Below are 12154 nucleotides of genomic sequence, written 5' to 3'. Positions count from 1 at the left end.
GCGGACGGATAGCTCGAGTCGAAACGGGGGCGTACGAGACTGGTTACCGATCTTGATCGACGTATTCGCAACAAACAAAACCGAATTTCGTCCTGCTATCGTGGCAACGCGGAATCGCCACGCTCTCCCCAACCGATTGCGGTCCTCGCTCCCTTCGGTTGCTGCGGTCCTCATCCCTCGCACGGCTTCGTGCCGCGACTCGTTTTCACTCGTCGCGGTACAGCGCGCGCCACCGCACGTAGGATTGCCATCAAGGCGCGACGCCGACGGTCAACAGCGTGCCGAACTCTCGGTAACGCTCGACCATCTCCTCGCGGGTGTCCCAGTCGTCGGTCGGGAACTCGGTCTCGGCGGGGATCGCGATCTCGCGGTCGGGGATGTTGTCCTGTTCGGCGATGTGCAGCCCCGCCTCGCGGAAGGCCTCGCGGTACCGGTCGCGGTCCCAGCGGGTCATCTCGATCGAGATGAACTCCTGCCACTCGTGGGAGTGGACGTTCTCCTCGTAGTAGTTGACGGCGCAGTAGAAGGTGCCCCCGGGTCGGAGGACGCGGGCGATTTCCTCGAGGGTGTGCTCTGGATCCGCGGCGTAGTAGAACGACTCCATGGACCAGACGTGGTCGATCGAGTCGTCGGCGAACGGCAGTTCGTCGAAGTCGCCGACGAGGAATCCGACCGTCGGATCCTCGGTGTACTCCGCGGCGTTGCGGGCCATCTCCGGCGCACCGTCGAGGCCGTAGACGCGGCCCGCGTCCTTGGTGTCCCGCAGTGCGCGACCGGCGTAGCCGCTTCCACAGCCTAGATCGAGGACGACGTCGCCCGATTCGACCGGCATCCGCGCGAGCGCGTGCTTCGCGGTGTGCCAGTGGCGGTCTTCCATGCCTCTGTCCCGGCCGCTCGCGGCCCACTCGTCGAACTCCTCGCGAACGCTCATACGCGAGTTCTCACGCCGGGCGAGGAAAACGTGTTCGACTCGGCATCGCGACCCGCGCCGGGTCGGCGCCGACTTGGGAAGACGGTGGTTCGAGTCGAACCGGTGGCGGTGGATCGACCGACAGGCTTTTTAGGCTAGCCTAAATAGAAATGAACGGAGAGGTTTAGGTCGGCCGAAATCCGTGGGCATCGGATCGTGGCCGAGCGAACCCTTCCGTGGGTCGTCTTTTCGCGCGTCGAGCGAACGCCCCGCAAACATCCGCACTATTAAGTCGGTGCCGGAAGTTGTTCACGGCAATATGGAGTATACGCTTGAGATAGACGGCACTCCGGAGACGGTACCAGGCGGCACTGGCGTGCTCCTTCTCCACCCCAGCACCGGTGAAACCGACCGCATCGACACCGAATTTCTCAAGACCGATACCGACCATTTCCTCGTCGTCTCTACGCGAACGACCGCGCGCGAAGTCAAACAGAAACTCGAGTACTACGACGTCGACGAGGACCGCGCCGAGATCCTCGACACGCTGAGCATCGAACACGGCTACTCGCGGCGCAAGAGCGACACCGTCCACTACGTCGCCGCCCCCGACGACGTCGACGGCATCGTCGAGCACATCGACGGCTTCCTCGAGGCCCACGACGGGAAACTCCGCCTCAGTTTCGACTCCGTGACCGAACTGGCCTACTACGCCGGCGACGAGGCCGCCCTCGAAGCCGTCGAGCGCATCCTCGATCTACTCGAGGAGTACGACGCCATCGGCCTCTTCCACGTCTCCGAGGAACCCCACGACGAGGAACTCGTCGAGCAGTTCCGCGAGCGCTTCGACGGCGTCATCGACTTGGACGAGGACGGCAGCGTCGACGCCGAGTTCTGAGCGGTCGCGCGGATTTTCTCGAACCGGTTCGTGAGTGTTGCCACTGGACGACTCGAGAGACGTCGGCCCGTGCCTCGCTGGGAACTGGGCCCCTGGTCGTCACGGTTCCGGATGCGCCGGTCACGGAGCACCGATGTTAGCCATCGTGAACGACGGATCGACGGCAATAGAGGTTTATCACACCGTTCGGTGAAGGCGCGCCTGTCGCTGTGAGTCCCATCGCGGCGACGGAACGGTGAAGACAATGCCCGAAATCAAATCGATCGTCCGCGAACAGGTTGTGAGCGCGTCTCCGGACGCGTCGCTCACCGAGTTAGCCGAGCTCATGGACGAGAAGGACGTCGGCAGCGTCGTTATCGTCGAGGAAGAGCAGCCACAGGGGATCGTTACGGACCGCGATATCACGATCGAGGCGGTCTCCCGCGGGGAAGATCCCACCTCGGTGACCGCCGCCGACGTGATGAGCGAGGACCTCGTGACCGTCGACATCGACAGCGGGATTTTCGACGTCCTCCGGACCATGGAGGACGGGAACGTTCGGCGGGTGCCCGCCACGGACACGGACGGGAACCTCGCCGGAATCGTCGCGTTCGACGACTTCGTCGTGCTCCTCGGTCGAGAGCTGAAACTGCTCGGCGACGTCGTCGAAGCCGAAATTCCGCCGTACGAACACACCTGAGAGCGCGCTGCTCGGCCGCGATGCAGTGACGGCCGAGACGGCCCCGGCCGTTTCCGTCTCTCGATCCGCCCCTCGGGCGACCGTCGAGAGCGACTCGAGTCGAGGACGGCCCGTCGACGTCACTCGAGTCGAAAGCGGGCCCTCGGCGTCCCTCGAGTCGGCGGTCCGGACGTTTCACGCTCGCCTCGTGTCCGGTCGTGCCGGTGTGTGTTTTGTGATATTATACACTACGATAGAGGTAGTAACGAGCGTCCGACAGAGAAAAACGATTTCGAGGGCTTGGACGCGGGAAGCGGCGAAATGGATGGTATCGGAGAGAACGAGGCCAGGCGAGACGATGAACGGGGTGCGACGCTCAGTCAGCGAGCGAGTCGAACGTCTTCTCGGCCCAGCGAATCGCGTACTCGGGGCCGTGATCTCGGTACGCGTCGGTATCCAGCGCCGCGAACGGCGCCGGTAGCTCGATGGCGTGTTTGATCGCCGCACACGACAGTTCCGTCGCGTCGGCGAACTCCGTCTCGCCGCGGGCGACCGCCCGCGGCAGTCCCGAGACGCGGTCCTCGAGTCGCGTACCCGCGTCCTGCCACGCGTCGGCCAGCTCCGGATGGTCGCCGTGCCAATCGGCGAAGACCTCGCGGGTCTGGAGTCCGACCCAGCCGTCGTACAGCGCGGCGGCCACCTGGTAGGTACCGTTCGAGTCGAGCGGGACCGCTCGATTTAGGTCCGGATACGTCTCCTCGAAGAAGCCGATGAAGTGTTCCGGGACCTCGAGGTCGAGTTCGACGAGCGCCTCGGCGAGCAGGAAGTCGACGAACGACTCGGGCGACCCCTCGACGCGGGGTTTGACGATGACCGTCGGCGGATCGGTCTGGCGGGTCCAGACGACGCTGCCATCGCCCGGCATCCCGACGGTGAAATCCGAACTCGCGTACCGGGCGAGTAGCTTCGGGGCGTCCGCCGGCAGCCAGTCGGCAGGGTAGCTCGCCGGCTCGAGGGCGTCGGCGAACAGTCCCAGTTCCTCCGCCTGAGCGGGCGGCAACGTCTCGAAATCACGCTCGCAGTCGACGATCCGCGCGTTCGGTGCGTACTCGTCGCGAACCGCTTCGACGGGACTCGAGAGGTCGCGAGCCGTAAACATCAGGCGAGGGTGGTCTGGGCGACGACCAGCAGCGCCAGCAGTGCCGATGCAGCGATCGTAGTGAGAACGATCTTGGTTGGGGTGCTCATACGAAAGCCAACTCGAGCGCGTCGCTTAAATCCATCTTTCTCTCCCGGCAACAGACCGCTATCGAGGCGTTTCGCCGCCGTCGACGACGGTACTCGAGTATCCACGTAGCCGTTCGAGAGTATTCTCGTCCCGCCATCGGGTTCCTAGACCATCATTTCATATGGAACCGAAATACCAATGTCATATCCAAAGACCGGTAGTACGCCGCGGGTTGCACTCGAAAGGGTGGGGTACAGAGAATCGGTCGTAACGGCGCCGGTCCTTACTCCTCGCCGTCCCGCCACGAATCCGGGACGTCGATGACGTACCGACCGTCCTCCTGTAAGGAGATGATGTACTCTTCGCGATTGTAGAGTTCCATCAGATTGAGTTCGTACTGACCCGGACTGACGATCTTGATGCTCTCGAACTGCTCGTTGAGTTCCTCGCGGAGCTCCTCGATCGAGGGCTGTTCCCCCGACGGTTCGCTGACGACCCGACCGTCGCTCGGCGGGGTCTTCTCGTCCGGGGTGGCCGCGGCGTCCGGGCCCCGATCGTGCTGGGGCGGGCTGTCGGGGAGATCGTTCGTCGAGACGACCTCGCTTCGAGCGTCGGCCTGCGCGTCGTTCTCGCTGTCGGCCATGATCGACTCGCTCGTCGAGTCGGCGGGCTCGGCCGCCGAGGTCGCACTCGAGGCCGGCGAGGACGCGTCCATCGTCGACGCCGATGGCGATGCTGATGCTGAGGACGCGTCCGTTTCCGATGTCGAGGGCGAATCCGTCTCAGACGGCGAGCGATCCTCGGGTCGACGAGCCGTCTCCGGCCACTCCTCGAACTCGCCGGCCGGCGTCGCCTCCGCGCCGTCGGACGGTTCGTCGCTTGCGGGCCAGGAACGCTCCGCTCGATCGTCGGCCGACCGGTCGCGTTGCGTCCCGTCGGCCGGCGTCGATCCGGCGGCCGCGGCGGCCGAGGCCGGATCGCTGCTGACGGCCGTCGAGTCGTCACCGCCAACCGTCGAATCATCAGCGTCGGTCGCCGACGCGTCGGCCGATCGGTTCGTCCCCGACGAGACCCAGTCACGAACGGTCTCTGCGGCGCGTTCGACCGTCCCGGCGTCGTCGGCCGTTCCGGCCGCGTTCCCGCCGGAATTCCCGGTCGAATCGGACGCTTGCGTGGCGGCCGACTCGCTCGAGTCGGTCGCGGCCCGCGCGGCGGGTGCAAACTGGAACTTGTTCCCGCCACAGTCGGGACAGCCCGACAGCATCTCCTTGGAGCCGTCGGGGAACGTCCGGCCGCAGTTCGTGCATTCGTGTGGCATTAGTCTCGGGAAACGAGCGCGCTGATCAGCGTTTCGTCCTTGTGGAGCGTCTCGATCTGGTTGGCCGGTCCGATAACCGTCAGCTTCGCCGTGGACTCCTCGCCGCCCATGATCCGGCCGAGCAGCGACGAGTCGTTCGTCTTGGATTTCGGATAGGTTTCGATCTCGATCCCGTTGAACTCGTCGGGACTGATCTCGGACATCGTCACCTCGATGAGTCGGCTCTCCTCGTCGGGAGTCAGCCCCTCCTCGAGGATGACGATGTTGCCGTCGTGGACGCCGTCCAGGATCATCCGGATTTTCTCCATGGTGGCCATGTTCTCCATCCGTTCGCCGCTGATCAGGTCGATCTGGACGCCGTCGGGACCCTCCGGGTCGTCCGTGTTAGTTGCTTTTGGCATCGATACTCACCCGAAGTACTCCGCGATGTTTTCGTAGACTTCGTCCATGTTTTCGCCTTCTTTCGCGGAGAGGGGAATCGTCTCGTGCTGCGGGAAAGCATCCTCGATGCGCTTGACGCTGGCGTCGTCGAGGTCGATCTTGTTCGCGAAGATAAGAACCGGGAGATCGCGAGACTCGATGATGCCGATCAGCATCGTGTTGACCTGCGTGATCGGATCTTCCGCGCTGTCGAGGACGTAGATAACGCCGTCGACGTCCTCGCGGAGCCAGTGCATGGCTTCGGCGACCCCTTCGGTCGCTTCGCGGGAGCGGCGGATGGCGTCGTCTTCCTCCATCTCGTCGGTAAACTCCTCGTAGTCGACTTTCGTCGTCACGCCCGGCGTGTCGACGATATCGATCTCGACCGACTTGCCGTTGCGTTCGATCTCGACGCCTTCCTTCCGACGCGCGCGTCGCGTTTCGTGTGGAATGTGGCTCTCCGCACCGACGGCGTCACCCGTCCAGTCGCGGGCGATTCGGTTGGCAAGCGTCGTCTTTCCTGCGTTCGGCGGACCGTAGATACCGATTCGTTTGGGTTCCTCTTCCGAGAAGAGGCGATCCGTAACCCGAGAGATACTATCTTTGAGTTCTGTGAACAGTCCCATCTGTGGGGCCCTCCAGCACCGCGGGGTGGTGCATCTGCGCGTACTACAAACCGAATCCACTTAAGCCTACGTCAGACGTGTATACTATTCAACGATACGGAGTTATACGGAGAGATACTGACTGGGGAAGAAGTCGTACTAGGATCTGATGAACGGCCGCCCGACCGACGGACGACTACCTCGAATCGAAACGAGGGGCAATTGGGCTCGAGGCCCTGACTACGGATCGATCTATCGGAGACTTGAGAACCGGAGTGTGACACCGTAGAATGAGATACCGTAGTACAGTACTGCACAATGAGAGAGCATGCCACCGAAGAGATGCATCACTTGGTACTAGATGCCACTATGAGAGAAGCACTTTAGAAGGGTGTACTAGTATGGGTTCAAACGACACACTAGGAACGTGTCTGGGCCTGACAGAAGCCCCCCCACCCCTTCGTTTCGAGTGGAGAGTCACGATAGTGGGAGAGGGGGAGCGGTATTGTTCGGGTGGAAAGACTCTGTAGCGATCCCGAGATCCCGCGTAGAAGGATAGTACGGACCGTAAACCGGAGGATTTCGGGATCAATGATCTCTCTAGTAACTCGAGTCGCTTAGAGCAGTTGTTCTAGTAGGGGCTAGTAACTATAACCAACATCTCTAGTAAAAATCTAGCTTTGCTAGTGCTACGGACCATGTTTCTTGCCTATAGACATAAAGGTTCCCGTCCTAGAGACACCCCTCCCCCACCCCCTCCTTCGTAGCGTTCCACCCGAAACGAAGGGGTGGGGGGCTAGGATGATCTCATCTTTCGCACCTCGTCCCCCGCTATCTTGATGCGCTCCCTATCGCTTGTTAACAAATAACACAATTTGATCTCGAAAACGTTCCCAGTGAGAACCGAGATCTGCACTTCAGCACCTAATGTCAGAACATCTATCTCTGTCAGTGGTGCCCTCCAGCAACAGCCCATACCAATCGACCAAATCGAGGTCAAGTAATCGAACGACAACAGCGGGCGGATACAAGCAGCGGGTGGCTTCAAGGTGGTCGTTCTTGCACGCATATCGCGAGCGCGCGTAAACATCACCTATCGACCCGAAACGGACGTCTCTTCCACCGCCATCATCGGTGGCGCGTCTCGAGGGGTGCCGTATCCCCTCGAATAGGCCGTCAAACGGCCGATACCGTGGATCGAACCAGATCCTTGTGGAGGGAAGGGAAGAATTTAATACCGTGGTTTTCCTCTGTTTCGTTTGCATCAACTGGACTCGGACCAGGGAGGCGAACCAGTGGGAGACCCTATTCGCCCCATTTACTGCGTGATATACCTGCTTTCGGGTCCGAATTCCACTCGAAACGAGGGGGTGTGTACGACGGATGTCAGACGACGATTCAGAACGGACGAGAGCGGAGGAAGCCGAGCAGGTGGATACTGACGAGACCGGCGGGTTCTCGAGTTTCGACAGTTCCGAGCTCGCCGACGAGGAACCGAGCCAGGGTCTGTTCGACGACCTGCTCAGCGGCGAACCGATTTTCGAGAACAAGGAGGTTCTGCGACCGTCCTACACGCCACACGAACTCCCCCACCGGAGCGATCAGATCAACAAGATGGCGACGATCCTCGTCGCCGCGCTCCGCGGCGAAACGCCGTCGAACATCCTCATCTACGGCAAGACCGGGACGGGGAAGACCGCCAGCGCGAAGTTCGTCAGCAAGGAACTCGAGAGCACGTCCCAGAAGTACAGCGTCCCGTGTGACGTCGAGTACATCAACTGCGAGGTCACCGACACTCAGTACCGCGTGCTCGCGCAACTGGCCAACAAGTTCATCGAGAAAAACGAGGCCCGGATCGACGATCGGATCGACGAACTCGAATCGCTGCTCGAGGCCGTAGACGAGTACGAGGCTGCCGGCGCGGACGCGGACGCCGCCGTTCGACCCGAAACCGAGGGCGACCTCTTCGACGAGGACGATCCGTTCGAATCGGCGCTCCCGAATGACGATGAAGTCACTTCGACTGGAGACGAAACCGGGTCGCCCTCGAGCGAATCTCCACTCGAAACGGAGGGGTCTTCGACCGGAGCAGACGGTTCTTCGAACGAGGCTATCGACGACTCGAACCCGGCCGGTCAGAACAACTCGAATCGGCTGCCGGCCGACGGGGACGAACAACGTCCTGGCGGCGACTCCAACCGCGAGGCCTCCGATCTCGAGCTAAGCGGCGCCGGCTCGAGCGACGACCGATCCGATGACGTCCCGCCGAACCACCCCCTCGACTCGACGCCGTTCGATTCCCGGGCGGACATCGAGGACGAAATCGAGTCCCTCGAGGCGGACAAGGAGTCGTTCGAGGAGGTGCCGATGACCGGCTGGCCGACCGACCGCGTCTACAGCGTCTTCTTCGACGCCGTCGACTACGACGAGCGGGTCGTCGTCATCATGCTGGACGAGATCGACAAGCTCGTCGAGAAGAGCGGCGACGATACGCTCTACAATCTCTCGCGGATGAATTCCGAACTCGAGAACTCGCGCGTGTCGATCATCGGCATCTCGAACGACCTGAAGTTCACCGACTTCCTCGATCCGCGGGTCAAGTCCTCGCTGGGCGAGGAGGAGATCGTCTTCCCGCCCTACGACGCCAACCAGCTGCGGGATATCTTGGAGCACCGCTCGGAGGTCGCGTTCAAGGGCGGCGCCCTCTCCGAGGACGTGATCCCGCTGTGTGCGGCCTTCGCGGCACAGGAACACGGGGACGCGCGTCGCGCGCTGGACCTCCTTCGGACCGCGGGCGAACTCGCCGAACGCTCCCAGGCCGAGACGATTGTCGAGGAACACGTCCGCGAGGCCCAGGACAAGATCGAACTCGACCGCGTCGTCGAGGTCGTCCGCACCCTCCCCACGCAGTCGAAACTCGTCCTCTTCGCGATCATCCTCCTCGAGAAAAACGGCGTCCACAGCATCAACACGGGCGAGGTGTTCAACATCTACAAGCGCCTCTGCGAGGAGATCGACGCCGACGTCCTCACCCAGCGCCGGGTGACGGACCTTATCAGCGAACTCGACATGCTCGGGATCGTCAACGCCGTCGTCGTCTCGAAGGGGCGGTACGGCCGCACCAAGGAGATCAGCCTCTCCGTTCCGCTCGAAGAGACAGAGGCCGTCCTTCTCTCGGACTCCCGGCTTTCCGATATCGACGACGTCCAGCCGTTCGTGCAGGCGCGGTTCGAGAACTGACCGCGTCCGCGCGCCGAGATTCGTTGATCGCGTTGAGAGTTGCGACGAGCGTTTTTCGAGTCGAAACCGAGCCCTATCACGGATCGAGACGGGATCGGGACTGTTCGAGACGGCACCGGGAATCAACGACGCACCGATATACCTCGAGTCATTTCCTCTCCACATGAACCGACGGGCGGTCATCGCCGGAGCCGGATCGGCGACGCTCCTCGCACTCGCCGGCTGCGTCTTCGTCGACGGCACGGTCGAAGCCGATCGGGGCGACATCGCGGTCGTCGTTGACGGCGAGCCGATTGACCTCTCCGCGGATCGATTCCAGTCCGAAAACGTCGAGAACGATTCGATCAAGTTCCACCTCCACGAGGACACCGACGACTGGTTCATGGAGGGCGAGGAGCCGGTCACGTTCGCCGAGGGGATCGATTTACTCCCCCACTTCGCATACGCGCAACGCGACGGCGACCACGTCGTGACCGTCGATGGAACGGCGTACGACGGACGCGAGCCGGGGACGGAACTGACCTTTCTCGTCGACGACGACCCGGTCGATCCGACCGAGTACGTGGTCGACGACGGCGACGAGCTTCGCCTCGAGATCACGACGGACGCGGACGCGAGTGACGAGTGATTGTTCTGCACTACGGTCGCACACACTGTCAGTAATCGGAGGATTTGCGGACCGAATCAATTTCGCCGTCGACCGATTGCGGTAACGGCACCGCCTCCGCAGGCCGCGAACCCGGTCGCGCCGGCGAGACCGGGCGGACTGACGCTCGCGTCCGAAGCGGCGGGACTCGAGGCGCCGGCGATGGCCGGCCCCGGTGACGGGGCGAGCATGCCGCCGAGGAGTTTGTCGAATGTCAGGCGGATGTTGCCGAGCCACGGGATCCGGAACATCGCCTTGCCGGTGACCCACTCGGATTTGACGACGGTCGTATCCGCGCCCCCTGCGATCTGGTCGTAGTTGGGATTCGCGTCACCCTTCGTGATGAATCCGTCGTGGGGCGCCGGACAGGTGGTGATGTCCGCGCAGGTGATGTCGCCAGCGATATCTTCATCGGCTTTGGTCTGGATCCAGTTCTCGTCCTCTTCGACCCAGAAGTGGGCCCGATGGATGATCGGCGTCTTCTGCTCGTTTCCGTTCGGCTGGAAGACGATCACGTCGCCGAGATTGCTGAACTTCTCGTAGCCGCTTTCCTGCCCGCTCTCGAGGGTGACCACGCCGGTCCCGGCGACGGCGCCGTCGCCGACGAACCGCTCGTTCTCGGCGACGAAGATGAGATCGCCGGTCTTCATGTTCGGATCCATGCTGGGGCTTTCGACGGCGACCAGTGGCGGCCAGACGCCGCTGACGCCGAACAGAATCAGTCCGATGACGGCGACGATCGCGACGCTGCTGAGCACGTCGCGGGCGAAGAGCACGTTCTCGTCGTCCGATCGGAGAAACCAGCGCACGACGCCGTCGTCCTCGATCGTGACGGGGTCTGTTTCTTCGTCGCCCGGCTTCGTCCTAGACGTGTTTGACGGCCCTCCGCGTGAAGGCGAATCGGCCCCATCTTGGGCTGTCCCGTCTGAGACGCCGTCGTCACTCGAGCCACTGGAGGTATCCGTGGGGCCACCACTCATTGTCACCCGTTTCGCCGCGCCTCTTAATCAACTTTCTGTTGCAGGGAAATATATTGAAACAAAACCCTCGGTCGTCGGAAACAGACGGTGCGATCGCAAGCGAGCGAACGTCTGCATACCTCGAGAACGACCGGTGTTTCGGAACGAACCCGAGAGTTGCTCGAGATGCTCGAGTCGTGATTACATCCGATGGAAACGAGAAGCGGTAGTTCAGTGAACTCCGTCGATCCGTCAGTTCCGTCTCCGTCCGACGGCGGTGACGGCACCGCCGCCGAGGGCTGCAAGTCCGGTTGTGCCGGCGAGACCGGCCGGGGTAACCGGTTCGCCCGGAGTCGAGGCGTCCGGTACACTGGTAACGGTCGAGGTCGGTTCAGGCGACGGGGCGAGCATGCCGCCGAGGAGTTTGTCGAAGGTCAGGCGAATGTTGCCGAGCCACGGGATCCGGAACATCGCCTTGCCGGTGACCCACTCGGATTTGACGACGTTCGTATCCGCGCCCCCTGCGATCTGATCGTAGTTGGGGTTCGCGTCGCCCTTCGTGATGAACCCGTCGTACGGTGCCGGACAGGTGGTGACGTCCGCGCAGGTGATGTCGCCGACAATATCTTCGTCGGCCTTGGTATTGACCCACTTTTCGCCCTCTTCGACCCTGAAGTGGGCGCGGTGGATGATCGGCGTCCGCCGCTCGTTTCCGTCGGGCTGGAAGACGATCACGTCGCCGGGATTGTTGAACTTCTCGTAACCGCTTTCCTGTCCGCTCTCGAGGGTGACCACGCCGGTCCCGGCGACGGCACTGTCGCCGACGAACCGCTCGTCCTCGGCGACGAAGATGAGGTCCCCTTTCTGCATGTTCGGGTCCATGCTCCCGCTCTCGACGGCGACCAGCGGCGGCCAGACGCCGCTGACGCCGAACAGGATCAGTCCGATGACGGCGACGATCGCAACGCTGCTCAGCACGTCGCGGACGAAGAGCACGTTTTCGTCGTCGGATCGGAGAAACCAGCGAACGACACCGTCGTCCTCGATCGTCACACCGTCGTCGGACGTCGGCGCTGTTGCAGCCGAGCCGTCCCGTCCCGAACCGGGGTTGGCGGCTGCGTCTCGCTCCCCGCGATGTCGCTCCCGATCGTCGGGACGGTCGGAATCGGGAGTATCGTCGGGGTCGTCGGATACGTCACCGGGGCTAGAACCGCTCATCGTCACCCGTTTCGCCGGGCCGTCCAATCAATTTTCTGCTCCGGCGCATGGCGT

Annotated in this window: 11 protein-coding genes; 4 read left to right on the top strand and 7 right to left on the bottom strand. The window is 62.6% G+C overall.

Translation table 11 applies throughout. The features are described from left to right. Positions 1-250 precede the first annotated feature (250 nt). Positions 251-931, bottom strand: a complete 681-nt coding sequence (locus C477_RS04550; RefSeq protein ID WP_008893270.1) for a class I SAM-dependent methyltransferase — start codon at positions 929-931, stop codon at positions 251-253. 298 nt (positions 932-1229) lie between these two features. Between C477_RS04550 and C477_RS04545 the strand changes: the two genes are divergently transcribed. Further along, positions 1230-1808 carry a DUF7090 family protein gene (locus tag C477_RS04545; protein ID WP_008893269.1) on the top strand — a complete coding sequence of 193 codons (579 nt, stop codon included), beginning with the start codon at positions 1230-1232 and terminating at the stop codon, positions 1806-1808. 244 nt (positions 1809-2052) lie between these two features. Continuing rightward, positions 2053-2487 carry a CBS domain-containing protein gene (locus tag C477_RS04540; protein ID WP_008893268.1) on the top strand — a complete coding sequence of 145 codons (435 nt, stop codon included), beginning with the start codon at positions 2053-2055 and terminating at the stop codon, positions 2485-2487. Between the two features lie 355 nt (positions 2488-2842). Here C477_RS04540 and C477_RS04535 read toward each other — a convergent pair whose 3' ends face one another. The 4 genes from C477_RS04535 to C477_RS04520 form a co-directional block, all read right to left on the bottom strand. After that, positions 2843-3625 carry a DUF7089 family protein gene (locus C477_RS04535; protein ID WP_008893267.1) on the bottom strand — a complete coding sequence of 261 codons (783 nt, stop codon included), beginning with the start codon at positions 3623-3625 and terminating at the stop codon, positions 2843-2845. A 352-nt stretch (positions 3626-3977) separates the two neighbouring features. Then, positions 3978-5012 (bottom strand): OapC/ArvC family zinc-ribbon domain-containing protein, encoded by a 1035-nt coding sequence (locus C477_RS04530; RefSeq protein WP_008893266.1) that lies wholly within the window; start codon positions 5010-5012, stop codon positions 3978-3980. Then, a complete protein-coding gene (locus tag C477_RS04525; RefSeq protein ID WP_008893265.1) occupies positions 5012-5413 on the bottom strand; it encodes a DUF2073 domain-containing protein in 402 nt (133 codons plus the stop codon). Before C477_RS04525 ends, C477_RS04530 begins: the two co-directional genes overlap by 1 nt. A gap of 6 nt (positions 5414-5419) precedes the next feature. Further along, positions 5420-6058 carry an Era-like GTP-binding protein gene (locus tag C477_RS04520; protein ID WP_008893264.1) on the bottom strand — a complete coding sequence of 213 codons (639 nt, stop codon included), beginning with the start codon at positions 6056-6058 and terminating at the stop codon, positions 5420-5422. A gap of 1362 nt (positions 6059-7420) precedes the next feature. On the opposite strand from C477_RS04520, the gene C477_RS04515 reads away from it, so the two are divergent. After that, a complete protein-coding gene (locus tag C477_RS04515) occupies positions 7421-9277 on the top strand; it encodes a Cdc6/Cdc18 family protein (protein WP_008893263.1) in 1857 nt (618 codons plus the stop codon). A 163-nt stretch (positions 9278-9440) separates the two neighbouring features. Beyond that, positions 9441-9905, top strand: a complete 465-nt coding sequence (locus tag C477_RS04510; RefSeq protein WP_008893262.1) for a hypothetical protein — start codon at positions 9441-9443, stop codon at positions 9903-9905. 56 nt (positions 9906-9961) lie between these two features. Here C477_RS04510 and C477_RS04505 read toward each other — a convergent pair whose 3' ends face one another. Both C477_RS04505 and C477_RS04500 read right to left on the bottom strand, forming a co-directional pair. After that, the gene (locus C477_RS04505; protein WP_083870244.1) at positions 9962-10903 is read right to left on the bottom strand and encodes a S24/S26 family peptidase; all 942 of its coding nucleotides are present in this window, start codon (positions 10901-10903) and stop codon (positions 9962-9964) included. Between the two features lie 231 nt (positions 10904-11134). Continuing rightward, the gene (locus C477_RS04500; RefSeq protein ID WP_049914271.1) at positions 11135-12100 is read right to left on the bottom strand and encodes a S24/S26 family peptidase; all 966 of its coding nucleotides are present in this window, start codon (positions 12098-12100) and stop codon (positions 11135-11137) included. Positions 12101-12154 lie beyond the last annotated feature (54 nt).

The organism is Haloterrigena salina JCM 13891 (assembly GCF_000337495.1).
GTDB classification, from domain to species: Archaea; Halobacteriota; Halobacteria; order Halobacteriales; family Natrialbaceae; genus Haloterrigena; species Haloterrigena salina.
The sequence above is the reverse complement of the archived record's forward strand: the minus strand, read 5'-3'. Positions and strand labels throughout refer to the sequence as shown.